General features: G+C 63.2%; 15 protein-coding genes and 1 pseudogene. 6 read left to right on the top strand and 10 right to left on the bottom strand.

Annotation, left to right across the window (positions count from 1 at the left end; genetic code table 11):
- Nucleotides 1-4: 4 nt before the first annotated feature.
- From IRI77_RS11770 to IRI77_RS11750, 5 genes are all read right to left on the bottom strand, one after another.
- Nucleotides 5-1,024: a hypothetical protein gene (locus IRI77_RS11770; RefSeq protein ID WP_194452250.1), complete on the bottom strand. Its 1,020-nt coding sequence runs from the start codon at nucleotides 1,022-1,024 to the stop codon at nucleotides 5-7.
- A gap of 171 nt (nucleotides 1,025-1,195) precedes the next feature.
- Nucleotides 1,196-4,297 carry an efflux RND transporter permease subunit gene (locus IRI77_RS11765; RefSeq protein WP_194452249.1) on the bottom strand — a complete coding sequence of 1,034 codons (3,102 nt, stop codon included), beginning with the start codon at nucleotides 4,295-4,297 and terminating at the stop codon, nucleotides 1,196-1,198.
- A 1-nt stretch (nucleotide 4,298) separates the two neighbouring features.
- A complete protein-coding gene (locus IRI77_RS11760) occupies nucleotides 4,299-5,471 on the bottom strand; it encodes an efflux RND transporter periplasmic adaptor subunit (RefSeq protein ID WP_194452248.1) in 1,173 nt (390 codons plus the stop codon).
- Nucleotides 5,468-6,760, bottom strand: coding sequence for a TolC family protein (locus tag IRI77_RS11755; RefSeq protein WP_194452247.1), 1,293 nt, complete (start codon nucleotides 6,758-6,760; stop codon nucleotides 5,468-5,470). Before IRI77_RS11755 ends, IRI77_RS11760 begins: the two co-directional genes overlap by 4 nt.
- Before the next feature lie 158 nt (nucleotides 6,761-6,918).
- On the bottom strand, nucleotides 6,919-7,209 hold the full coding sequence (locus tag IRI77_RS11750; protein ID WP_194452246.1) for a hypothetical protein: 291 nt from the start codon (nucleotides 7,207-7,209) through the stop codon (nucleotides 6,919-6,921).
- Between the two features lie 134 nt (nucleotides 7,210-7,343).
- Between IRI77_RS11750 and IRI77_RS11745 the strand changes: the two genes are divergently transcribed.
- Nucleotides 7,344-8,222 (top strand): alpha/beta hydrolase, encoded by an 879-nt coding sequence (locus tag IRI77_RS11745; protein WP_194452245.1) that lies wholly within the window; start codon nucleotides 7,344-7,346, stop codon nucleotides 8,220-8,222.
- A gap of 95 nt (nucleotides 8,223-8,317) precedes the next feature.
- On the opposite strand, the gene IRI77_RS11740 is transcribed toward IRI77_RS11745, so the two are convergent.
- From IRI77_RS11740 to glgP, 3 genes are all read right to left on the bottom strand, one after another.
- A complete protein-coding gene (locus tag IRI77_RS11740) occupies nucleotides 8,318-11,152 on the bottom strand; it encodes a cation-translocating P-type ATPase (RefSeq protein ID WP_194452244.1) in 2,835 nt (944 codons plus the stop codon).
- A gap of 7 nt (nucleotides 11,153-11,159) precedes the next feature.
- Nucleotides 11,160-13,703: a magnesium-translocating P-type ATPase gene (gene mgtA, locus IRI77_RS11735; RefSeq protein ID WP_194452243.1), complete on the bottom strand. Its 2,544-nt coding sequence runs from the start codon at nucleotides 13,701-13,703 to the stop codon at nucleotides 11,160-11,162.
- Between the two features lie 105 nt (nucleotides 13,704-13,808).
- Nucleotides 13,809-15,512, bottom strand: a complete 1,704-nt coding sequence (glgP, locus tag IRI77_RS11730) for an alpha-glucan family phosphorylase (protein ID WP_194452242.1) — start codon at nucleotides 15,510-15,512, stop codon at nucleotides 13,809-13,811.
- Between the two features lie 563 nt (nucleotides 15,513-16,075).
- On the opposite strand from glgP, the gene IRI77_RS11725 reads away from it, so the two are divergent.
- From IRI77_RS11725 to IRI77_RS11705, 5 genes are all read left to right on the top strand, one after another.
- Nucleotides 16,076-17,617, top strand: a complete 1,542-nt coding sequence (locus IRI77_RS11725) for an efflux RND transporter periplasmic adaptor subunit (RefSeq protein ID WP_194452241.1) — start codon at nucleotides 16,076-16,078, stop codon at nucleotides 17,615-17,617.
- Between the two features lie 8 nt (nucleotides 17,618-17,625).
- On the top strand, nucleotides 17,626-18,384 hold the full coding sequence (locus IRI77_RS11720; RefSeq protein ID WP_194452240.1) for an ABC transporter ATP-binding protein: 759 nt from the start codon (nucleotides 17,626-17,628) through the stop codon (nucleotides 18,382-18,384).
- Entirely contained in the window at nucleotides 18,381-19,616 is a 1,236-nt protein-coding gene (locus IRI77_RS11715; protein WP_194452239.1) for an ABC transporter permease, read from the top strand. The genes IRI77_RS11720 and IRI77_RS11715 overlap by 4 nt, the downstream gene beginning before the upstream one ends.
- Before the next feature lie 227 nt (nucleotides 19,617-19,843).
- A complete protein-coding gene (locus IRI77_RS11710) occupies nucleotides 19,844-22,477 on the top strand; it encodes an ABC transporter permease (protein ID WP_194452238.1) in 2,634 nt (877 codons plus the stop codon).
- Between the two features lie 99 nt (nucleotides 22,478-22,576).
- A complete protein-coding gene (locus IRI77_RS11705; RefSeq protein WP_194452237.1) occupies nucleotides 22,577-23,218 on the top strand; it encodes a methyltransferase domain-containing protein in 642 nt (213 codons plus the stop codon).
- Between the two features lie 260 nt (nucleotides 23,219-23,478).
- On the opposite strand, the pseudogene IRI77_RS38625 reads toward IRI77_RS11705, so the two are convergent.
- Both IRI77_RS38625 and IRI77_RS11700 read right to left on the bottom strand, forming a co-directional pair.
- A pseudogene (locus IRI77_RS38625) lies at nucleotides 23,479-23,815 on the bottom strand (alpha/beta fold hydrolase); the annotation flags it as partial.
- A 28-nt stretch (nucleotides 23,816-23,843) separates the two neighbouring features.
- Nucleotides 23,844-24,620, bottom strand: a complete 777-nt coding sequence (locus IRI77_RS11700) for a BPL-N domain-containing protein (RefSeq protein ID WP_228486697.1) — start codon at nucleotides 24,618-24,620, stop codon at nucleotides 23,844-23,846.
- Between the last annotated feature and the right edge of the window lie 138 nt (nucleotides 24,621-24,758).

Genomic DNA, 24,758 nt, shown 5'->3' with positions numbered 1-24,758 from the left:
TGTGTCATCGCCCGCCCGTTGGCATCGTGTAGTAGTCGTATACAATCTTCCAGGTGAACTCCGCCCCGGGCTGAATCTCCACATTCACATACGGCTCCACCGAAAGTGGAGCGCGAATGGACCACAGGTATATCCGGGTAATCGGCCGGTCGCCCGTGATCCTCACACCCGCACCCACAGCCTGGTTCTCCACACGGATGTCATAATCCTTAGCCTCCGCACCGTAGCCGCTTACGGGCATCTGCACATGCTCCTCCCCCGCCAGGATCTTCGTGTACCGCACCTGGTTGCCGCGCACTTCGGCCATCGGCGGGACCTGGGGCGTGTGGACGTCGAATGGGAACGTGATCACGAAATCCGGACCGGGCGGCTGCCGGTCGAGATACAGGAAGTTGTGGTTGTAGACGGCACTCCGGATCGCGGCTTTGCCCGTGTTCTTCAGGCTGTGACTCAGCACCATCTGCGGCTGCCCCTTCGTCAACGACACCGTCTTTTTGTACAGGTAGGCATAGCCCGTGGCCCGGTCATTCAGCCGCTGCACGAACTCGACGGAACTCCCCGTTTTGCTGACCTTCCATTGCCCGCCATCCACAATCTCATAGAGGTGGAAGGAATCGTATGCGGCGGAGTCGGTCTTCCGCAGGACGCCGACTCCGATCTTCACAAACGTTCCTCCCGGCTTGGCCTCTTCATACCCCAGGGGCGTCCGGAACTCGTCGGCCGGGCCGGTCGCCGCGGTACAGGGGCTGGCCGCGATGGCGGCGCCTTCGTAGACAAAATCCTTGACCTTGGGGTCCATCCGGTCGAACCACTGCGGGTAATAGTTGTGCCCGGAGAACTGCAAGTCCGAGATGACGCCGGACCAGTCGAACCGTGTGCCCCGGTAGAAGCCCGTCCGCCCATCCGGCAAATGGACCTTCGCGCGAACCAGGCCATTCGAGATCTCTGCCGCGGGCGCCTCCGCCGCAAGGCCCGCACCCGCTGTCAATCCAAGGGCTATCACGCTCAACAGACTCTTGTGCATCGATCATCCTTCCTGCTGGGCAACCCGTCCCGAACCCGGAACCCAACGGCCAAGCCCGGTGCCCGCAACTCAGTCCCCAATCGTAGATGGCCGCGGCACCTGAAACAAGCAGGCAGCCGCCGTGGGCGGTTGTCCGCTCCCGGCTCTGTCCGCTGCCCCAATCAGGGAGCCTCACCCCTGCACGGTCTCCGCGGCTCCTTTGCCCCTCGCTTCGCGTCTCTTCTCCGACATCATGTAGATGGCCGGCAGCACCAGCAGTGTCAACGCCGTGGAGGAGACCAGGCCGCCAATCACCACCGTTGCCAGCGGCCGTTGCACTTCCGCTCCTGCTCCGTGCGAAAACGCCATCGGAAAGAACCCCAGGCTCGCCACCAGCGCCGTCATCATCACCGGGCGCAACCTCGCCCTCGCTCCTGCCTCGACAGCCTCCGCCAACGGGGCTCCGCCCTTTCGCATCGCAATCACATTTGTCAGCAGCACGATGCCGTTCAGCACCGCAATTCCGAACAACGCGATGAACCCGACGCCCGCGGAAATACTGAACGGCATCTGCCGCAGGTACAGCGCGAGAATGCCGCCCACCGCGGCCAGCGGCACATTCAGCGAAATCAGGAGCGCGGGCACGGCGGATCCGAAGTTGAGATACAGCAGGACAAAGATCAACAGCAGGACGATCGGTACCGTGATCGCCAGCCGCCGCGACGCGCTGTCCAGTTGCTCGAACTTGCCACCCCATTCGATCGAGTACCCCGCGGGCAGCTTCACCTTCGCTGCCACAAGCCGGCTTGCCTCTGAGACAAAGCCCGCCAGATCCCGGCCCCGGACATTCACCTCCACTGAGATCCTGCGCTGCGCGTTCTCCCGGCTGATCTGCGCGGGGCCGCTCTCTTCAAACACGTCGGCCAGTTGAGCCATCGGGATGAAGTGGCCCTCATTGTCCCCCACCATGAGATTCCTGATCGCATCAATGCTGCTCCGATGTGCCTCGTCAAACCGGATCTGCATCACGAATCGCTTGTTCCCCTCCACTACTTGTCCCACGGCCTTGCCGCCAATCGCCTCGACCGTATTCAGCACATCGGCCGCATCCAGGTCGTGCCGGGCCAGCGCGTCCCGCTTGATCCGGATCCGCAGATAGGGCAGGCCCGCCACCCGCTCCGCGCGCACATCGGCCGCGCCGGGGACTCGTTGCACGACGGCGGCAATCTGGTCCGCCTTCTGACGCAGGATGTTCAGGTCGTCGCCATACAGTTTTACGGCGATATCGGAGCGAACACCGGCCTCCATCAACTCCTGCATCCGCATCTGAATCGGCTGCGAGAAGCTGTACCCGGCGCCGGGCGCATGCTCCTCCAGCTTCGCTTTCATGCTGGAGATCAGATCCTCCTTGGTGCGCTTGCGAGGCCACTCGGAAGCGGGCTTCAGGAACACATAGACATCGCTCTGGTCGATCGCCATTGGGTCCGTCGCCACCTCCGGCCGGCCGGTCCGGCAGTAAACTGTCTGCACCTCGGGGAACTCCCGCAGCACGTTCTCGATGATCTCGTTGCCGTGTAGCGATTCCGCTACGGAGATGCCCGGAACCCGGTACATCATCACCACAATCGAACCCTCGTCCAATGTCGGGATGAACTCCGCGCCGAGCCGCGGCACAATCGCCAGCGTCACCACGAAGGCCAGGGCCGCCAGTCCAGCGGTGACCAGCGGAAACCGGAGCGTTCGGCGCAGCATCGGTCCATAGGCTGCGCCCGCCTTCCGCATCAGCCACGTCTCTTTCTCCACCACTTGCTTCCGGAATACATAGGAGCTCAGCACCGGCATCACGGCCAGGGCAATCACCAGCGACGCCGCCAGGGCAAACAACAGCGTGATCGCCATCGGCCGGAACATCTTCCCCTCCACGCCCCGCAGGGTCAGGATGGGGATGTAGACCAGTACGATGATGAGGATGCCGAAGAACGTGGGTCTCGCCACCTCTTGCGCCGCATGGCGGATCACGTCCAACGATTCCTCTCCGGGCTTTCGATGACCCAGCCGCCGCAGGATGTTCTCTACCATCACCACGGACCCGTCCACCACCAGGCCGAAATCGATGGCGCCCAGACTCATCAGGTTGCCTGAGATGTTGGCCTGCACCATTCCCGTGAACGCTGCCAGCATCGATAACGGAATCGCCAGGGAGACCATCACGCCGCCCTTGAAGCTCCCCAGCAGAAGCAGCAGCACCGCCACCACCAGCAATCCGCCCTCCAGCAGGTTGCGGCTCACCGTCCCAATCGTGCGGCGCACCAGTTCGGTTCTGTCGTAAAGCGGCTCCACCCGCACGCCCGGGGGCAGCGACTTCTGGATGGTGATCAATTTCTGTTTGACCCGGTCCACCACCACGCGCGAGTTCTCGCCGATGAGCATCATCGCTACACCGACAACAATCTCCCCCTTGCCATCCTGCGTCGCGAAGCCCTGGCGCACCATGGGCGCAAACCGGACTTCACCCAGGTTGCTCACCAGGATCGGAGTGCCCGTCGGTGACACCCCCACGACGATCCTCTCGATGTCCGCCAGGCTGGTGATCAAGGCCTCGCCCCGCACCAGCGATTGCTGCTCCATCCGCTCCAGGTAAGCTCCGCCCGCGTTGGCGTTGTTCTTCTCCAGGGAGGAGATCAGCTTCTCCAGTGAGACGTGGTAAGCCACCAGTTTTTCGCTGTCGACCTGTACTTCGTACGCTTTCAGTGCTCCGCCATGCGTGTTGACCTCCACGATCCCAGGCACAGATCGCAGCTTGGGCGCGATCTCCCAGTCCAGGATGCTCCGCAGTTCCATCAGCGATCGGCCCGCGCCGCTCACCTTGAACTGGTAGACCTCACCCAGCCCGGTGGCAATCGGACCCATCTCCGGTGAGCCCATTCCGGCCGGAATGTTCTCGCGCGCCTGCGGCAGCCGCTCCATCACCAGCCGCCGCGCGAAGTATGTCTCCACGTTCTCTCTGAAGTACACGGCGACATACGAGAGGCCGTTCTTCGAGACCGACTGGATTCGCTCCACGCCCGGCAATCCGGTCATGGCATTCTCAATCGGAAAAGTTAGAAACTGTTCCACCTCGATCGGGGAAAGGCTCGGAGCGCGGGTCAGCACCAGAACCTGGTTCGGTGTGATGTCGGGTACGGCGTCGATCGGCAGCTGCTGCAGCGAATAGACCCCGAACACGATCGTCAGCAGAATGCCCAGCAGGACGATGGCTCGATAACGGAGCGCCCAGTCTATGAAGGAGTGCATGCTATTCCTCGCCCAGTTCCTTGCCCACCAGGATGGACTTGAGATGGAACGCTCCTGTCTTCACCACCATCTCGCCTGCCGTCAGCCCGGTTACGATCTCCACCAGCTCGCGAACGGTCTTCCCGGCAGTGACCACCCGTGGCTCAAATTCCGTGGCTGACTTCCTCACGAAAACCACCGTCTTGTCCCCCACCTCCTGGATCGCGCCCGAAGGCACGGCCAGCGTCTTGCGGCTGAAGGTCGTCGGCAACTGCACGTTGGTGTACATGTCGAGCTTGAGTTGCATGGATCCGTTCGGTACTTCGCAGCGGACCCGCGCGGTTCGTGTCCGCGGGTCCAGGAAATCGCTCACATACGTGACCCTGCCTGTGAAACCCTGGTCAGGGTAAGTGTCCACGGTGATCAACGCGTCCTGCCCAATCCGCAGCCGCCCCAGGTCCTTCTCATAAACCTCGGCCTGGACCCACACAGCGCTCAGGTCCGCGATGGTGAACAACGCCGTCGTGGACTCCACCACCTCGCCCGGCGATGCCTCCTGCTTCGTAATCACTCCCGCCAACGGTGCCGTGATGGTGGTGATGGGCGTCGTCTGCGTCTCCGCACCAGTCAGGCCAAAGCGCCGCAGGCGTGCCACGATTCCCTCGACCACGCTCTCCTGCGACTTCACACTCTGTCCGGCGGCCCTTTGATCGGCCGTCGCCAGCTCGAACTCCTTCTTCGGCACAGCCCCAATCTCAGCCAGGGCTCGGGCCCTCTCCACCTGGCGGCCGAGTTGGCGCTCCTGCCCGCGTAGTCGCTCCAGGTCGGCCCGCGCCCCCGACAGTTGTGCCACCAGTTCACCCGCCTCCATGTTGTCGTACGTGGCCAGCGGCTGCCCTTTGCTTACACGATCGCCCACCTTCACGAGCACCTCGTGCAGCCGCCCGCGCGCCAGCGGCCGGATCGTGTTCACCCGGCTGTCGATGGGCTGCACCGTTCCGGGCACCTGCAGCAGCTCGTGCAGCGAATGCACCTGGGCCGCTTCCACCTGCATTCCGAAGTGCGACTGGGCCTCCGCGCTGATCTGCACGAGCCCGCCCTCGCGCTTCTCTTCATTGGGCGTGGGCTCAGGCTTCGGTTGTGAGCACCCGGCCAGCACGAGTGTGGCCGCCAGTAGGAACATTGACTTCTTCACTTGAGTTCTCCTCCCGCGGCCCGTTCCAACTCGGCTGCGCTGCGCGCCAGTTCCGCCTCCGCATCGATTGCGCTCAGCTGCGTCTCCAGTTGCCTGCGCTGCTCATTCAGGACGTCCAACAGCCGAAGCTGGCCCAGTTCGTAAGCTTGGCGAATGATCGCGAGGTTCCTGTTCGATTCGTCCACAACCCCGCGCTGGAAGATCGCCACCGTCTTCCGTGCTGCCTCGTAGCGTGCCCATGCCGCTTCCACTTCCAGTCCGGCGGTCACCTCAAGGTGCCGGCCTCTCAACTGCGCCGCGCTCTGGCGGGCTGCTGCCGCTTCGACATTGCCCTGGTTGCGCTTGCGCGTCTGCAGGGGGATGGAAACCCCCAGTGTCAGTACGTTGTCCCGGTCCTGCAGCAGTAGCGGCGAGCCGCGCCCCGTCACCCGGATTGGATCTTCGAACTGCGAATACCTTCGCGCATACTGCGCCGACACCGTCACGTCGGGCCGTCCCTGGGCCTGGACGAGATCCAGTTCGGCTGTCGATTGCGCGGAAAGCGTGCGGGCCACCCGCAGGTCGGGACGCACCTCCAGAGCCCGCCTTCGCAGCTCCTCCAGCGTCACCCCCGGGGCGGACGGTGCCACCGGAGCCGTGGGCAGCTTCAGCGGCTCGCTCGATGGGAGGGCTGCGGCCCGCCGGAGTTCCACCTCCGCCGATTGCGCCTGGCCTGCGACCATCGACCGTTGCGCCTCCGTTCGATTTACTTCCACCAGCAGCAACTGCCGGTCGAGCGGAGCCGCGTCATCCCGCTGCACCCGCGCGTCCACCAGCCGGTACGCCTCCCGGTTGACCGCCACGATCCGGTCAATGGCTTCCACCTTGTGCAGGCTCGCCACCGCATCGATATACCGCGCCTTGATCTCGTATGAGAGCTGCCGCTTCCGCTCGGCCAGCTCCGCGTCCGCCAGTTCCACCTCCTTCTCGGCGACCAGCAGCCGCTTGGGCCGCTTGCCTCCGGTTTCGATGGGCTGGAAGTACCCGATGCTGTACTCCTCCTCCCCCGTCGTGCCCAGCGGGCGGCCGCTGCCTGCATTCAATTCCAGCGTGGGTACCGGACGGTTCCCGGCTTGTCTCAGTCTTCCGCGCGCCTCGGCTAGCCGCTGCTGAACCGCCTGGATCTCGCGGTTCTGCGCCAAGGATTGTTGAATCAGCTGGTCGACGCTCGTTATAGCGTCGGGCGTCTGGCCCAATGCCCAACTCGCGCCAAATAGCAGCGCCAGCAGGGAAGGGTAGCTTCGCAACATTGCACTCTCCCAATCGGTCTCGAGGTCTACATCAAATTGGAGTTTCCGGTCTGGCTGACTATGGCTGGAGGTGCGCCAGCCATGCCTCCATGGGCTCACCCGCGGGCAGACCGTACGGTTCGTCAGTGGCCAGAGCCGGATTTAAAGGGCAGGAGGGACTAGAGTTGCGGAGGGTGCTCAATCGGCAGCGACATGGAAGCTGCATGAGCAGTGGGCCGCGGAGGGACCGCATCGGCCACATACTCGCTCGCATCCAAAGTCACAGTTGCGGCCGGAACAATATGGTGGCAGCAGCACAGGCAGTTGTCACCCAGCGGCTGGTCGCAGCCGGCGCTGGGGCTGGCGGCACTGGTGATGCAGGGATCCGTAATGTCGCACGCAAAAACCTCTGCCCCTGCAATCAGCAGCAGTAGCACGGCAATCAGCCGAATTAAGGTAGTGCGCGACACCGGCAAATCCATTATCCCACGCAATTCCTGCGATCTTCCATTCCGTCGCGTTAAATTCAGGCCGTCTCCCGGCGCTCGCCCGGACCCCGCACCCTGTTCTTCGATAAACTCCGGCAGGAGGACGGTACTCGCAAATGCAGCCTAAAGGGACCGCAGGCACGATCAGGGATTTCACCCTCTCGACGCGGGATGGACTGCGTCTGTATGCCTGGGTGCGCCTCCCGTTCGGTCCCATCCAGGGCGTCATCGCGCACATCCACGGCATGGGCGAACATAGCCGCCGCTACGATCACCTCACCGGCTTCTGGGCTACGAATGGCTACGCCTCCGCGGGCTTCGATCTTCGCGGCCACGGACGGTCTCAAGGACGGCGAGGGCACACTCCTTCCTTCGAGCACCTCATGGACGATATCGCCCTCTTCACTGCACATGTGGCGGAGGAGTTTCCGGCGAACCCACGGTACCTCTACGGCCACAGCATGGGCGGTAACCTGGCCCTGAACTTCCTCATCCGGCGGCATCCTGCCTTTGTGGCTGGCATCGCCTCCGCGCCCTACCTACGTCTGGCCTTCGAGCCCCCGAAGTTCAAGCTGCTCCTGGCGCGGCTCCTCCGCCCGATTCTGCCCGCCATGACCTTCCCCTCCGGCCTCGACGCCTCCTGGCTGTCGCGGGATCCCGATGTGGTCCGCCGCTATCGCGAGGACCCGCTGGTCCACGACCGCATCAGCGTCTCGTTCTTCACGGAAATCCAGGGGGCGGGCCAGTCCGCTCTCGACCATGCCGCGGAACTCGCCCTGCCTGTCCTGGTGATGCACGGCAGCGCGGACCGCATCACCAGTTCGGCTGCATCCCAGGAGTTTGTGGCCGGCTCGGGGGGCAAGGCCATGTTCAAAAGTTGTGACGGATACTTTCACGAGCTTCACAACGAGCCGGAATGGCAACCCGTCGCGCGCTTTGTCCTGGACTGGGTCGCACGCTCCACGCCCCAGGCCTGCGATCAGGCGCGCAAGTAGCGTCCGCCAATCCCTATTGAGAGCCGAGTCATCGCCGCTCGAATCAGCCGCCCGGACTGGCCCTCACTGGGGCTCGACAATGGTGCGGGGCGCTCTCATTTCGTCAAAGGGCCTTCAGCCGTTGCGGGTTGCTGCCGGATCCTGGAGAGAAACTTCACCCCCTCCACAATCCACAACACGCTGCTGGCCACGGCAATCGACAGCACCCAATCCCCGCCGCTCAATCTCACTGTCCCAAAAGCCGCCTGCAGGAACGGAACGTAGATCACTGGGATATGGAGGGCAATCGAAAGCCCAACGGCCGCCCACAGCCAGCCATTCCGGAATACTCCGCGAAAAGCGCTGTGCACATACGACCTTGCATTGAAGGCGTTGAACAATTGAAACAGCATCAATGTCGTGAAAGCCATCGTCCGCCCGTACTCGATACCGCCCGGGCCATCGATGAATCCGCCAGGCAGCGATGCATCAAAAATGAACAGCGTCCCCACTGCCATCACCACGCCGACAATCCCGATGTTCCAGCGCATCTTGCGGCTGATGACACCCTCGCCGCTGGGACGGGGCGGCCGTCGCATCAGGTCGGGATCTGGCGGATCGACGCCCAGTGCCAGGGCTGGAGCCCCGTCCGTCAGGAGATTGATCCATAGAATCTGTGTGGCCAGTAGCGGCAACACCAACATGCCCCTGTCTCCAAGCCCCAGCGGACGCGCCAGCACGACCGAAAAGAAGACCGTCAGTACCTCACCGGCGTTGGATGACAACAGGTATCCGAGAAACTTGCGGATGTTGGAGAACACCGCCCGCCCCTCTTCCACCGCCGCGACAATGGTGGCGAAGTTGTCATCGGTCAAAACAAGATCCGCTGCCTCTTTTGAAACATCGGTGCCCGTGATGCCCATGGCCACCCCAATGTCGGCAGACTTCAGGGCCGGAGCGTCATTCACGCCATCGCCGGTCATTGCGACAATCTCACCATTGCCCTGCAGCGCCTTCACGATCCGCAACTTGTGCTGGGGATTGACGCGCGCGTAGACAGCGATGTCCCTTGCAGCCGCGGCCAACTCCTGCTCGGACATCGATTCGAGTTGCGCGCCTGTGACAACCCGATCGTCTGCTGATATCCCCAACTCCTTCGCAATCGCCACCGCCGTACCTGGGTGGTCGCCCGTAATGAGAATGGGCCGGATCCCTGCGGCCCTGGCTCGTTCAACAGCCGCGCGGGCCTCCGGACGCGGTGGATCGATCATTCCAATCAACCCGAGAAAAACCAGGTCACGCTCGAGCTCCGTGGCCCGCCCTCCCGCCTCCTCCTCTGGTCCTCCCGTATCCAGCGATCGGGAGGCAACCCCAAGCGTGCGCAACGCTTCAGCCGCGAGCGACTCCGTGACCTGCAGAATCTGCGCCCTGCGTTCCGGAGTCAACAGCACCTTCTGCTCGCCGGATAGTTCGTGGGTGCAGCGTTCCAGCAGCATGCCCGGTGCTCCCTTTGTGAACAGGATGCGGTGCCCCGGTGAACCGCCGTCCTCATTCACGGTGCTCATCAGTTTTCGTTCCGACGAGAACGGTGCTTCCGCCACGCGAGGGTATCGCTCGTGAACTTCGCCTAAGTCCAACCCAGCCTTTTTCGCTGCCGGAAGAAGCGAACCCTCGGTCGGATCTCCTTGTATGCTCCAGACCCCGTCCTTCTCGATGAGCTCGGCATTGTTGGCCAGGACAGCGGCTCGCAGCAGTTCATCCGTTTCGTTCTTCCATGGCCCCTCAAGTTTTTGCTGGTCCTTCGGTCTCAACTCACCTTCGGGCGAATTGCCTGTGCCCGTGAGTTCCACACGGCCGGTGGCGGTGACCAATACCCGCACCGTCATCTCGTTCCGAGTGAGCGTGCCGGTCTTGTCGGAAGCAATCACTGTGGCCGAACCCAGCGTCTCCACCGCTGGCAGCTTGCGCACAATCGCACCGCGCCGGGCCATTCGCTGCACACCCATCGCCAGCACCACGGTCACCACGGCCGCTAACCCCTCGGGCGCCGCCGCCACGGCCAGGGCAACGCCGAACATCAACACCCGTACGACCGTTGCTGCGTCGCGTGCGCCGTAGAGCACAAGCAGGGTCGCCACGACGACTGCCGCGATCACCACCACTGCGACGCCCAGTTGCTTGCCCGTGTGGTCGAGCTCGCGCTGCAACGGCGTCGTGGGGGACTTGGTCGTTTTCAACATGCCGGCGATCCGGCCCAGTTCCGTGCTCATGCCCGTGGCTGTCACCACGGCGCGGCCATGCCCGAAACTGGCCGTGGTGCCCGCGAAGACCATGTTGAGCCGGTCCCCGATTCCGGCCTCGCTTTCCACAGGTTCAGCACTCTTCAGGACTGGAGAGCTTTCGCCCGTGAGGGAAGCCTCCAGGGTCTGAAGCTCAACCACTTCGACCAGGCGTGCGTCGGCGGAGACAGTGTCGCCTTCGTTGATGATGAGCAGGTCGCCGGGCACCAGGTCGCGAGTGGCCACCCGGCGTTGCTCGCCGTCTCTCACCACGCTCGCCTCGGGTGCCGCCATGGCGCGCAACGAGGCCAGGGCCTTCTCCGCCCGTCCCTCCTGCACGAATCCGAGAATCGCATTCAGCAGCAGAATCGTGATGATGACCAGGCCCTCATAGGGCAGGCTGGTTTCCCTCTCCACCGCCCACACAATACACGAGATGGCTGCTGCTGCCACCAGCAGCAGGACCAGGGCGTCCTTGAACTGTGCCAGAAATCGCCGCCAGGCAGGCACGGCCACTTCGCTCTCTAGTTCGTTTGCGCCGCTTCGCTCCAGGCGCACTTGCGCTTCGGATGAGCTGAGCCCCGTCGCTATGTCGGTTCCGAGTTCGGCGGCGACGTCTGCTGCGGGCCTCGCATGAGGTGCAATCTGTTCAACTTTGATATTTTCCGGCATTGGGAGGCTACAGCAGGGCGTGCTTCCGGTAGAACCAGGTCTTCACAACCTGCACGACCAGAAGGTAAGTAACGGCCAGGACTGCGATCGCTCCCAGCAATGGCAGGGGCAGGGGAATGAAGCTCAACAGCTTGCCCAGCGGCGTGTATGGCAGCGCGACGGCAATCGCGACAATCGAGAATACGGCGATCAGCAGCGGTCTGCCGGGCCGGCTCTTCAGCGGGTTGCCGGCCGTCCGGATGACAAATACCACCAGCGTCTGCGTCGCCAGCGACTCCACGAACCAGGCGGTCCGGAAGAGCGGAGCGTTCGCGTAAGCCTGGAATCCCCATAGCAGCAGTCCGAAAGTAAGGAAATCGTAGACCGAGCTGATCGGTCCGATAATCGTCATGAACTGGCGAATGAAATCAATTCGCCACCGTTTGGGTTGGCGCAGCAGCGCCGGATCCACATTGTCGCTGGGGATACTGATCTGCGAGATGTCGTAAAGGAAATTGTTCAGCAGGACTTGCGTCGGCAGCATCGGCAGAAATGGCAGGAACAGCGACGCGCCCGCCATGCTGAACATGTTGCCGAAGTTGGAGCTCGTGCCCATCACAATGTACTTCATGATGTTGGCGAAACAGCGCCGGCCTTCCACTACCCCTTCATTCAGTACCGCCAGATCCTTCTCCAACAGGATGATCTTCGCCGAGTCCTTCGCAACGTCGACACCGTTCATCACGGAGATCCCAACGTCCGCTGTGTGTAGCGACGGCGCATCGTTGATCCCGTCCCCCATATACCCGACGACGTGTCCGCGCGCCTTCAGCGCGAGAATCACCCTGTTCTTCTGTTCCGGAGAGACCCGCGCGAAAATCGCGCTATTCTCCGCCTGATAGGCCAGGGCGGCATCGTCCATCGTGTCCACTTGTCCGCCGGTGACGATGCGCTCAGCCGGCAGTCCCACATCGCGTGCGACCTTCTGCGTCACATACTGGTTGTCCCCTGTCATGACGACGATCGAAACACCATTCTGCTTCAGTGCTTCCAGGACGGTGTGAATTCCCTCTTTGGGCGGGTCCAGGAACGCCGCGAACCCGGCCAGGGTCATCTCCTTCTCGGCAGCCGGAGCATAGCTGGCCGCCTGCTCCACTCTTCTCGCTGCCACGCCCAGCACCCGGTATCCGTCGGCGCTCAGCTTCTGAAAAGTCTCCGCGGCCTTCGCCTGCCGCGCGGCGTCGAATGGTTGGGTAGCGCCATCCACCGTCACTGATTGGCAGATGCCGAAAATGCTCTCGGCCTCGCCCTTGGTGACCAGCTGAATCTCCTCACCACGCCGCACCACCACGGAAAGCCGCTTGCGGCTGAAGTCAAATGGAATCTCGTCGAGCTTCTCATACTCCACAATCAACGGACGCTCGTGCTTCAGCACCGCCTCGTCCAGGGGACTCTTGATTCCGGCCTCAAAGTAACTATTTAGGTAGACCAGTCGCAGGACATTGTCGTCGTCCTTGCCGTCCACGTCCACGTGTCGGTCCAGCACAATCTCTCCCTCGGTGAGCGTGCCCGTCTTGTCGCTGCACAGGATCGTCACGCTGCCAAAGTCCTCAATCGCGGAGAGCTGTTTGACCAGGACCTTCTTCTTCGCCATGCGCCTCGCCCCCTGGGCCAGCGTCACCGTAATGATCAGAGGCATCATCTCCGGAGTCATGCCAACGGCCAGCGCGACTGAGAACAGGAACGACTCCAACAGCGGCCGGTGCAGCACCACATTCACCAGCAGCACGAACAATACGAGCGCCATGATCACGCGTGTGATCATCAGCCCGAACTGGCGGATGCCCCGTCCAAACTCTGTCTCCGGCGGCCGGGCCGCCAACCGTTGCGCAATCTCGCCCAGCGCGGTGTCGCGCCCCGTGCAGACCACCACCGCCGTACCCATCCCGGTTTGAACCGCCGTGCTCAGGAATACACTGTTCCTCGCTTCCACGGCGCTGTGCTTCCCGGTGGGAAGATCATCCGCGATCTTCTCCACCGGCAGCGATTCCCCGGTCAGCGCCGACTCCCGGACATGCAGATCCCTCACATCCAGCAGCCGGCAGTCCGCTGGCACAAGGTCCCCCGCGTTCAGCCGGATGATGTCGCCGGGAACCAGATCCGCCACCGGCAGTTCCTGCTCCGTGCCGTCGCGCAGGACGGCCGCTGTCGTCGCCACCTGCTTCCGGATCTCCTCCACCGCGTGCCGCGCCTGGAACTCCATATAGAAGTTCAGCAGCACGCTCAATAGCACCATGGCGATGATAATCAGGCCGCTTACCGGGTCGCCCATTACCACCGAGACGGAACTCGCCACAATAAGGATGATCACCAGGGGATTGGCAAAACTCCGCAGGAACCCGATCAGCGTGGCGAAACGCGACTCCCCCGTCAGCGAGTTGGCGCCGTGCTGTTGGAGCCGCTGCTGCGCCTCCGTTGAATTCAGCCCAACGGGCGTAGCTTGAAGCTGCTGCAGCAGCTCCGCCAGGGGTCGATCCCAGAATCCGTCAAATGGAGTCGCTTCTTTTGCCATGTCTGTTCTGCCCTGGATTATCAGGACGCCCCTCTTTGGCCCGCCTCATACGGATCCGCTGGTCTCGCCCATTACCCTCGCGCCGCCCCTGCGTCAGGACCGCGATCATGCCACGGCCGGCCGGAAATAGGCGTTCGCCAGATACTGCGAGAGCATGCGCTGGGTGTTGAAGAAGGAACCGTTAATGGCAATTGCCGACCGCATCACCTCCGCATAGGCGGTGGGGCGACCGTAGAACATCGGCAGGATGATCATCTCCAGCTTGTCGTACAACGCCGCAATCTCGAAGACCTCGTCGTCGGGCGACTCCGGACCATGTCCAATCGCCCAGCCTGTGATCCCTTCCAGGCACCCTTCCACCCACCACCCGTCCATCACGCTGAAGCTCGGCACACCGTTCAGCGCCGCCTTCATGCCGCTGGTGCCCGAGGCTTCCTGCGGGCGTTGCGGCGTATTCAGCCACAAGTCGGCGCCGGCATACAGCAGCGGAGCCACCCGCCAGTCGTAGTTTTCGATATAGACCACTTTGATCACGTCCTTCAAAGCGGCGGCCGATTCGAAAATGCGCCGGATCAGGTCCTTGCCCCCTACGTCGCTGGGATGGGCTTTGCCTCCGAAGACAATTTGGATCGGGCCGCAATGAGTTGCAATCCAGCGCAGCCGGTCCAGGTTCCTGAAGATCAGATCGGCCCGTTTGTAGGTGGCGGCCCTTCGCGCGAATCCGATCGTGAGCACCTTCTCGTCCAATTGCACGCCCGTCCGCTGCTTGAGCTCAGCCACCATCCTGCGCTTGGCTTGCACATGAGCCTCCCGGATCTCGCTCGTACCGATCCCAATCGCATACCGCAAGTACAGGTTGTCGTGCCGCCACTCCGGAATGTGCCGGTCGAACAGATCGCCGAATGCGGGCGACATCCACGTCACCGCATGGACCCCGTTCGTAATGGCCCGGATCGGATAGTTCGGAAACATGCCGCGCGACACCTCGCCATGCTGCATCGCCACCCCGTTGATATAGCGGGATCCAAACAGCGCCAGGTACGTCATATTCAACGAACCGGCCGGGCATGCCCCAGTCACTTCCAGTGCGGCGGTTCGCTCTTCTCCCAGCACACGGCTCACCAGGTCGTGCGGGAACTGATCCTGGCCCGCCGGCACAGGAGTGTGCGTCGTAAACACACATTTGGCGCGAATCGCGTGAATGTCTTCCTCCGTCGCCGATGACAGCGCTCGCCCCTCCAGTCGCTCCTCCAGCAGGCCCAGGGTCAGCAGGGCAGAGTGCCCTTCATTCATGTGGTAGCTCGAGATCAGGCTGTGTCCCAGCTCGGGGAGAATCGCAACTCCGCCCAGGCCCAGCACCATCTCCTGGCACAGCCGGTAGTGGGCATCGCCGCCATACAGGCTATCTGTTAGCTTCTGCTCCCAGGGCGAGTTCTCAGGCAGTGCAGTGTCCAGCAGGTAAACCGGCACGACATGCCCGCCCAGCCCTTTGATCAGGAACCGCCACGCTCGAACCCGCACGTCCCGCCCTTCAATGCGCACAGTGACGACTGGCAGCATCGGCTCCACTACCTTTTCGGGCTCCCAGGCAGTGGGGCTCTCTGATTGGTTCCCCAGGTCATCCAGGTGTTGGTCGAAATAGCCTTTGCGTTGCACCAGCGCGATGCCCACCATCGAAACGCCAAGATCGGCGGCGGCGCGCAGCATGTCTCCAGCCAGCACGCCCAGTCCGCCGCTGTATGTCGGCAGGGCGGGGTCCAGCGCAATTTCCATCGAGAAGTAGGCCACGCTGGAACAGTCCGTTGTCATGTCGAGTTAACCTCAAATCCATTTCTGTCTGTCCAGTGCTCGCGCATCGCCAGGCGCCAACTGGAACGTCGATCCACGGCCGCCGGTGCGCTGCCTGGGCGCCTGGATCCTCCAATCGGTGCATCTGTACACCCGGCTTTCTAAGCGTTGGAGAGATGCAATTCTCTCTCCACTCCTGTGCGACTGGGCGTTGATGCGCGTGGCCCCCGTCGAAGGTACACTGGCACCTTGAGGCTCGGCCACCAATCTCGACCTTGCCTGCGGCCACTCGCGTGCTCTGGACAGCGCAGGCATCTACCTCAGTTGACAGCCGGTCACGAACACAATGCACTGATCGGGCAGCCAGGAGGAGGGGTAGACTCGTCTCCTCGGCACAAAGCCTTCCATTCGGCGTGCCTTTTGCAGGAAACGAAGGGAAGCCCCGCAAGGGGCTTCTCAGCTCAATCCACCTTGCCGCCCGGCAGGGACGCATCCAGGCCAGCCATCTCCACTGCCACCTGGCCCGCCAGCCACACTCCTGGAGGCCTCGACCTCAACCGGTCAATTGACCAAATACGGTCGAAGTGATTCGCTTGTTTGTCAGTCTGCCCCATGCGGTAACTGCCCGCCTCCATTCCCCCACCGCGCTGCCGCCGGCCGTCACTCGCGCCTCCACCCGCAAGGACCCCCGGCACACCCCCGTCATTGGCCTCGAACGTGCCCATCAATCCATCAGCATGCAGAGGAAATCAGTTGTGTTGCTCGCGCTCGGCTCCTGCGTCCTGGCCGGCTTGGGCGCCTGGGCGTATCTCCGCGGGAGCGGCAGCACTCAGTTCCGCACGGCCGCGGTCGAACATGGCGATATCAACGTCGCCATCTCCGCCACCGGCAGTCCCAACGCGGTCGTCACCGTACAAATCGGATCGCAGGTCTCAGGCACAATCCAATCTCTCTACGCCGACTTCAACACGAAGGTGACGAAAGGCCAGTTGATCGCCCGCATCGATCCCGCGGCCCTCCAGGCCAGGGTCGATCAGGGCCAGGCGAGCCTCGATTCCGCCCGTGCCGGTGTGGCCAACGCCGAGGCCGGCATCCTGAAAGCACAGGCAGGCATCCAGGCCGCAAGGTCGTCCGCGGCCGCCTCTGTCGCCAATGGCATCAAAACACAAGTCGCCGCACAGGACGCGAAAATCAAGGCCGGCCGGCGCGTGCAGTTGGCGGAACAGGGCCTTCTATCCAAGGAAGACGTAGATACCGCCCAGGCCGCCTACAGCACGGCCGTCGCCGAGCACGACGCCACCACCGCCCAGCAAAGCGAGGCGGGCGACAACGTCAAGGTCGCCCAGGCCGAGTTGAAAGTGTCGAATACGCAGCTCGCGGCCAGCCAGGCGCAAGTGAATCAGTTCCAGGCCGCGCTGCGTTCCACCCAGATCGATCTGGACCACACCTTCATCAAGGCGCCTGTCGACGGAGTAGTCGTGTCCAGGAAAGTCGACGTCGGTCAAACCGTTGCGGCCAGCCTCGCCACTCCTACCCTGTTCGAAATTGCGCAGGACCTCACCAAGATGCAGGTCGATACCAACGTGTCGGAAGCCGATGTCGGCCGCGTGCGCGTGGGCCAGCCAGGAACCTTCACCGTGGACGCCTATCCCGGCCAAGTCTTCAAAGGCGCGGTGACTGAGATTCGAAAGGCCCCCATCAACGTGCAGAACGTCATCACCTATGACGTCGTCATCGGAGTCTCAAACCCCGACTTGAAGCTCTTCCCGGGCATGACGGCCAACGTCAGGATTCTCGTGAACCAGCGCCCCAACGTGTTGAAGGTTCTCAATGCGGCGCTCAGGTACCATCCGTCATCCGAGCAAACGGTGCAGCCTCGTGCCGGCAAGTCAGGACGCAAGGGAGTCCAGGTGCAACAGGCTGTTTGGGTCCTCGACTCCAAAGGTAAACAACAGCGTATCCCCGTCACGACGGGCGAGAGCGATGGAACCTATACGGAGATCACTAAGGGCGAACTGAAGGACGGAGACCTCGTCATCGTGGCGGAACTGGCCAAGTCCGCGCCTGCCTCCAGCGGCAGCCCCGTTTCCAGCGGCAGCAAGGGCGGCCGCGGTCCGGGCTTCTAGGCAACAGCATGGCTGCGCTCATCGTAATCAAGGACCTCGTGAAGGATTACAAGCTGGGGGAGGTGCTGGTCCATGTGCTGAAGGGCATCTCCTTCGAAATCGAACGCGGGGATTTCGTCTCGATCATGGGGCCTTCCGGTTCCGGCAAGTCCACTCTCATGAATATCCTCGGCTGTCTGGACAAACCCACCCGCGGTACCTACACGCTCGATGGCATCAACGTCGGCGAACTCGACCGCGACCACCTGGCGGAGATCCGCAGCAATAAGATCGGCTTCGTCTTCCAGCAGTTCAATCTCCTGGCCCGCACCAGCGCCGTGGAAAATGTGGAACTCCCCCTCATGTACACCGAGGCGCCGGCACCCCAGCGCCGCGAAAGGGCCATGAAAGCGCTGCACGCCGTAGGCCTGGAAGGCCGCGAAGAGCACCAGCCCAGCCAGCTATCCGGAGGTCAGCAACAGCGCGTGGCCATCGCGCGGTCGCTGGTGAACGACCCCGGCATCATCCTCGCCGATGAACCCACCGGAGCCCTGGACTCCAGAACCAGCGTCGAGATCATGGCAATCTTCCAGCGGCTCAATCGCGAAGACGGCATCACCTTGATCGTGGTGACGCACGATCCAGATGTCGCCAGCTACTCCAACCGTATCCTTCATTTCAAGGACGGCCGCTTGCACCAGGACGAACTCGTCGCCAAACCCCGCGAAGCCCGCACAGACCTGGAATCACTCCCTGTCGAAACCGCCGAAGAGGCAGCCGCCGTATGAACAAACTCCTCGCCAGCGTCCGGATCGCCTTGCGGGCGCTCAAGGTCAATCGCACGCGCTCGGCCCTCACCATGCTCGGCATCATCATCGGCGTGGCGGCGGTCATCGCCATGGTAGGCATCGGCGCGGGCGCTACGGCCAGAATCCAGCAGCAGATCCAGAGCATCGGCAGCAATCTGATCATCGTCCTGCCCGGCAGCATCAGCACGAACGGCGTGCGGATGGGCTCCGGCGGAGTAGTCACACTCACCGAGGATGACGCCAAGGCCATCGCCGCGGAGTGCCCGTCCATTGCAGCCGTCGCGCCAGCCGTCCGCGGCGGCGTCCAGGTGGTCTACGGCAGCAGCAATTGGGCGACCACCGCCCAAGGCGTGACCCCCGACTACATGACGATCCGCGATCTGACGATGATGTCCGGCCAGTTCTTTACAGATCAGGACGTCGACGCCGCGGCCAAGTCGGCGGTCCTGGGGCAGACAGTCGCCACCAATCTCTTCGGCGCCAGTGACCCCACCGGTCAGGTCATCATCATTAAGAACGTACCCTTCACCGTAGTCGGCGTCCTCACCCCCAAGGGCCAGTCCCCTTCCGGGCAGGATCAGGACGACGTCATCCTCCTCCCCATCTCCACCGCGAAGCAGAAGGTCATCGGGGCCAACAAGGCGAACGCCAAGGCGGTCGGTTCCCTCATGGTGCAAGCCATCGGACCCCAGGCCATGACCCAGGCGCTGGAGGAGATGACCGCCCTGCTGCGGGAGCGGCACCGGATCCTGCCCGGCTTGGACGACGACTTCACGGTGCGCAACCTGACTGAGGTCTTCGCCGCCCAGGAGACCTCCGCTCAGGTCATGTCGATCCTGCTTGGCGCCATCGCCTCGGTCTCCCTGATCGTGGGCGGCATCGGCATCATGAACATCATGCTGGTTTCCGTCACCGAAAGGACCCGCGAGATCGGTCTTCGCCTCTCTGTCGGAGCCAAGACCCGCGACATCCTCTCCCAGTTCCTCGTCGAGGCCGTAACCCTCTCGCTCTTAGGCGGCCTCGTGGGCATCGTCGTGGGGTTGACGGCCTCCATGCTCATCTCCTACTTTGCCGGGTGGTCGACCCAGGTCAGCCTCCTGTCGGTCCTGATGGCCTTCCTGTTCTCCGCGCTGGTAGGCGTCTTCTTCGGTTACTACCCTGCGCGCAAAGCAGCCCTCCTCGATCCCATCGACGCGCTCCGCTACGAGTAGCGCGCCAGAACCAGGCCGCCCAGCGGGGCAGGGAAGGGCCAGCCTTGCCCCGGCCCACCGACGCACAAAAATAATCCGCAATTCTCCCAAACAAGACGCCAATTGAGTCGTCCCATGCTCAGACTGTCTATGGGAGCGGAAATCACAAACGCAGCCCGCTGCCGGGCAGTCAACGGCCGCTGTTCCGCGGCGGATGAGGTTCGCCTGGCGGGCGCCAGGGAGGTTGCATGGAAGCCGGTTCCAGTTGGGCGCGTTTTCGGCGCCGTTTGCGGTTCGTTCTCTCTCGAGCTGAGCGGCAGCGGCTCCTGTGGGAAGAGATGGATTTTCACATCGAAGCAATGGCGGAAGACCTCGCCGCGCAGGGCATGTCTGAGGACGATGCCCGCGCGGCGGCAAGGAGAAAGTTCGGCAATATGACACAGCAGGCTGAAGATTCACGCGGCGTTTGGCTGCTTCGTTGGTGGAGCGATCTGGCCCAGGATCTGCGCTACTCGTTTCGGGGAATGCGCCGCGATGCCGGCTTCACCTTATTTGTGATCCTCATCGCCGGTCTCGGCATCGGCGCCAGTTCCACCGTATTCAGCGTGGTGAATGCGCTGCTGTTGCGGCCCCTCCCCTTCCGCGACCCGGGTCGCCTGGTCTGGATCTCGAACGTGGAGTGGTCCACACAGGTGGACAACTTCAAGGACCTCCGGGCGCGGAATGGTGCCCTCGTGGACATGGCCGGCTGGTTCGGCGGCTATGGCGTCGGAGACTGGCAAATGACGGGTACGGGCGAGCCTGAACGAGTGACCGGCGTGCCGGTAACCCAGAACTTCTTCCCCCTGCTGGGCGTGGAACCGGCGCTGGGGCGTTCGTTCACTCCGGACGAATGCGAGGCGAAAGTCGGCGAGCCGCCGGCCGTGCTGCTCAGCCATGGCTTCTGGCAAAGGCGGTTCGCCGCGGATGCTTCAGTCGTGGGGCGCAGGTTGCTGCTCAACAACCGCTCTGTCATCGTCGTCGGCGTACTGCCCTCCTCTTTCGACTTCGCAGCCCTCTTCTCTCCTGGTACTCCTGTCGATATCTTCATCCCCTGGCCGTTGACCAGCGAAACGAACCAGCGCGGCAACACCATGACGATGGTCGGCCGCCTCAAGCCGGGCGCCACAGTCGCGGCCGCGCAGGCCGAGTTCACTGTCTTGGGGAAACAAATGGAAAACCAGCATCCTGAACGAAATCCCGTAGCGCCGCGGCTGGTCTCCCTCGAGAAGCGCATCAATGGCCGCGTGCGGCCGGCGCTGCTCGTGCTGGCCTGCGCGGTCGGCGTACTGATGCTGATAGTCTGCGCGAACCTCTCCAATTTGCAGTTGGCCCGCCTCGGCGCGAGGCAGCGGGAACTGGCCTTGCGGGCGGCGCTGGGAGCAGGCCGGTTCCGCCTGCTCCGGCAGATGTTGACCGAAAGCATCGCGCTCTCCTGCTGCGGAGCGGTGCTCGGGCTTGGACTCGCCCTGGCCGGCGCACGCGCTGTGTCACAACTCGACGGCTTCAATCTGCCCCTTCTCTCCAGCGTCCGCGTCGACGGCTACGTGCTCGGCTTCACTCTTCTGGCTGCGGTGCTGACGGGCATCCTGTTCGGGTTGCTGCCCGCCCTGCATACGCCCGCCGGCAAGGTGCAGGATACCCTGCGGGAGGGCGGTCGGGGTCTCAGCGCCGGCCGCCACCGCGCCTGGCTGCGCAACGGCCTTGTCGTTTCCGAAATCGCCTTCGCCTCCATCCTGTTGGTCAGCGCCGGACTCCTCGTCCGTAGCTTTGTCCGCGTACTCGATGTCAACCTGGGCTTCGAACCCGCAAGGACCGCCGTCCTGCGCATCGACCCGGGCTCCCGCCTGGCAAATCTCGTTCAACAAAACGCATTTCTCGATGACATGCTGCAGCGCACGCGGGCGATCCCTGGCGTGCGGGCGGCGGGCGTGATCGACATCCTGCCGTTTGCCGGCGACCGCGCCTGGCAGGTCTCCGGGAAAGGACAGGTCTACCCAAAAGGCCAACATCCCGAGTCCTTCATCCGAGTCGTGAGCGACGGTTACTTCGCCGCTGCCGGCATTCGTCTACAGGCGGGCCGCGAGTTCACTGATCGCGATCGCGACTCCACCGAACTTGTAGTGATGGTGAACCAGACCCTGGCCCGGACCCTCTGGCCCGGACAGGACGCGGTCGGACAGGTAATGACTCAGGACGGTGGCCGGCGGGTGATCGGCGTTGTGTCCGACGTCCGTCACGAGTCGCTGGAAACCGCGGGCGGCTCTGAGATGTATCTGCCGTTGCGGCAGACGAGAGACTATCCGGCCATGGAACTGGTGGTGCGATCTTTCCTCCCGCCTGCGGTGCTCGCCTCCGCAATCCGGACGGCACTCCGCCCCCTCGACCCGAATCTGCCCGTCGCTGAACTGCACGGCCTGCAGGACCTGGTCGAGAAGGCGGTGTCGCCGCGCAGGTTCCTCGTCCTGCTGCTGGGCGGCTTCGCGGCCTTCGCCCTGCTTCTCGCCTCGCTCGGCATCTATGCCGTGATCTCTTACTCGGTGACGCAGCGGGTACAGGAAATCGGGATTCGGATGGCGCTCGGCGCAACTCCGTCCGGTTTGCAGCGGCTCATCCTCCTGCGCACCTTCGGCCTGGCCGTGCTGGGGCTCGTCGTGGGCATGGCGGCTTCGCGAGCATTGTCCAACACCCTGGGGAGCCTGCTCTTCGGAGTGACAGCGGGCGATGCGGCCACTTATGCGGGCGTGGGCACCTTGCTGCTCGCGGTCGCCGCGGCCGCCGGCTACCTCCCGGCCTGGCGCGCCTCGCGCATCGATCCAATCCTGGCCCTGCGTTCGAACTGATCGCCGGAGCCACCGCGCTGGCAATCAGAATTCGCGGCCCTCCGCCGAAAACGCAAGTCCCTGAATCGGCGCTCCACTGCAGTTTCATCATACACAGACATGCAGCGCTCCTTTAAGGAAGAGATTCTGGATGGCGGCGGAGTGCTGCCCGAGGTGCAGGAACTGGCTCACCGCCGGCTCTCCCAGACACACAGCCTCCTGGGTAACCATGCGGCGATCCTCCGGGCATTGCGTTGTGAGGCGGCTGCGACGCGGCGAGTTCTGGATATTGGGTGCGGGCACGGCGGATTGCTGAAAAAGGTGCGGCGGAAAATGGGCGTGGAGGTGCTGGGTGTCGATCTGCAGCCGCCGGAAAGTGCTGCGGGCGAGTTTCCAATCCTCAAGCTGAACGCCGTACGGGAGCCGCTGCCGCGGGCCGATGTGGCCGTCAGCGTTTGCCTGGTTCATCACCTGCGCGATGAGGAGTTTATCGAGATGATCCGGAACGTCGGTCGGGCTTGCCGGCGGTTCGTGATTCTGGACCTCGTGCGGCACCGTTTGCCTCTGTCAATCTTCACCGCGCTCGCTCCGCTCTGCTTGCCAAGAGTGAACGTCCTGGATGGAAGTCAGTCCATCCGGCGCGCATACACCCCCGGGGAATTCCGAGCCTTGATCGCGCGGGCGATCGCGGGCACCGGCGGGACCTTTCAACACACGGTGGCCCCCTTCTGGATTCGGCAGATGGCCGACATCCGATACTGACTTCTCATCGCTGGGGCGGCACGGCGGGGCTGCAATGGTGTGCGCTCTGTGCAGTGGCGGTAACCAGCGCCCTTTCACCGGACCGGGGCTCGCCGGGCCGGCAGAACCCGGGACGCCTTCATCATCCTCTTCCACTCTTGTTGTGCCGCTATCGTTCAGTGGCCTCAGCCCGTAGCCGCGGCATCGCCCCATGGGCTCTGCCGCGATTCATTGCTTCCGTGCAAGTCAGCACGCTGCTGGAACGCCACTCCCCCTGGACCTCAGGTCTTGGGGAATGACAGCAGGTCGCGATTGAGTTGCTCCTTGTGCGTCTCAGTCAGGCCGTGGGGTGCGCCGGCAGAGACCTTCAGAGTTGCCGTCGTCGCCGTGAACGATCCGTGTTGGGACGTCGAATCTCTTGAAGCCTTCTGTGAAGTCCGTCTCCGAGAATTCCTGGCTGCAGTCAAACGTATTCTTGTGCCCCGCCTGCATACCCTGCAGCCAGAACCAGTCGATCATGCCCCGTTAGATCTTCGCGCCGGGCCGGTGGAAGCCAAAGAACGGTCCGCTGGCAAGTTCCTTGCAGAACTTGGCCGAAGTTCCGCTGCGCGACTGCCGCCACAGGCGGATTGGTTTGATGGTCCCGTCAGAAGTGCCGCAACTCCTCTCCCTTCAGGGCTGCGCGGATCAGCATCGCCGCATAGTCATTGTCGACACGTGCCGGCGTCCTGAAGGTCATGCCGCCTCGCCAGCTCTCCGGCGCCTCGGGGTGCACCCCGCTGAGAATGACCAATCCCTCTCCGAATTGCCCCTCTACGACGGCGGGCATCCCATCGGGGTACCTGGCGGCAACTGAGCCCCAGCCCGTGAGCTGCGGCCCATCCTCCCAGTACTGGTCCAGCGTCTGTCCTCCGGCATCCGTGATCGCGACAGGCGCCTTGCGGATCCCCTGCGCTTCAAGGGCATAAAAACCGAAGCGCCGGCCCGATGTCAGGTTCAATCCGTTGTAGGGAGAATCACCGGCGAAGAATGCACCCGCGCAGATTCCGAGATAGTGCAAACCCTTCCGCACCGCGCTGCGAACATTCGCAGTCGTGTCCGCCGTCAGGTTGAGTCCAATCTGTTCGAAATTCCCCCCAGGCACGATCAGCAGCCGGGACTGCCCCATCTGAGCTTCGGTCATGCCGTTCAGTTGCTGCGAATTGACAGTCGAGTACGCAAGACGCTCCCGAGTCAGAATCCGCTCAAGCGCTGCCACGTCGCCTGCGGAAGTGCCAGTTCCACTAAAAAGAAGAATGGGCGCGAGGCCGTCCGGCGCGGTCGCCCGGCCCTGCTCGCCACCGCGTCGGCAGGCGGTCAACTGCGCACCAAGTAGGACAGCGCACGATGTCGCCACGAGGTATCGCTTGGTAACAGCGCGCATAGAAGGCAAACCCAGCCAAGGAATGGAAATGGATTCCGAACTGCCCCAGCCCCCACAGTCGGATGGTAGCAATTCCCGCAAACGCCCATGTTCCGAGCCAGCCGCCCCTCATTACATCAGAGCGACCCATCTCTCCGC

The sequence above is a fragment of the Paludibaculum fermentans genome (assembly GCF_015277775.1).
Lineage (GTDB): Bacteria > Acidobacteriota > Terriglobia > Bryobacterales > Bryobacteraceae > Paludibaculum > Paludibaculum fermentans.
Note: the sequence above shows the minus strand (reverse complement) of the source record. Positions and strands in the feature narration are given on the sequence as shown.

Excerpts from the sequence above, each read along its gene's own strand:
- glgP (WP_194452242.1), bottom strand. The coding sequence starts at position 15,512 with ATGACAACGGACTGTTCCAGCGTGGCCTACTTCTCGATGGAAATTGCG.
- IRI77_RS11710 (WP_194452238.1), top strand. The coding sequence starts at position 19,844 with ATGGAAGCCGGTTCCAGTTGGGCGCGTTTTCGGCGCCGTTTGCGGTTC.
- IRI77_RS11745 (WP_194452245.1), top strand. The coding sequence starts at position 7,344 with ATGCAGCCTAAAGGGACCGCAGGCACGATCAGGGATTTCACCCTCTCG.
- IRI77_RS11770 (WP_194452250.1), bottom strand. The coding sequence starts at position 1,024 with ATGCACAAGAGTCTGTTGAGCGTGATAGCCCTTGGATTGACAGCGGGT.
- IRI77_RS11715 (WP_194452239.1), top strand. The coding sequence starts at position 18,381 with ATGAACAAACTCCTCGCCAGCGTCCGGATCGCCTTGCGGGCGCTCAAG.
- IRI77_RS11755 (WP_194452247.1), bottom strand. The coding sequence starts at position 6,760 with ATGTTGCGAAGCTACCCTTCCCTGCTGGCGCTGCTATTTGGCGCGAGT.
- IRI77_RS11765 (WP_194452249.1), bottom strand. The coding sequence starts at position 4,297 with ATGCACTCCTTCATAGACTGGGCGCTCCGTTATCGAGCCATCGTCCTG.
- IRI77_RS11740 (WP_194452244.1), bottom strand. The coding sequence starts at position 11,152 with ATGCCGGAAAATATCAAAGTTGAACAGATTGCACCTCATGCGAGGCCC.
- IRI77_RS11700 (WP_228486697.1), bottom strand. The coding sequence starts at position 24,620 with ATGCGCGCTGTTACCAAGCGATACCTCGTGGCGACATCGTGCGCTGTC.
- IRI77_RS11720 (WP_194452240.1), top strand. The coding sequence starts at position 17,626 with ATGGCTGCGCTCATCGTAATCAAGGACCTCGTGAAGGATTACAAGCTG.
- mgtA (WP_194452243.1), bottom strand. The coding sequence starts at position 13,703 with ATGGCAAAAGAAGCGACTCCATTTGACGGATTCTGGGATCGACCCCTG.
- IRI77_RS11705 (WP_194452237.1), top strand. The coding sequence starts at position 22,577 with ATGCAGCGCTCCTTTAAGGAAGAGATTCTGGATGGCGGCGGAGTGCTG.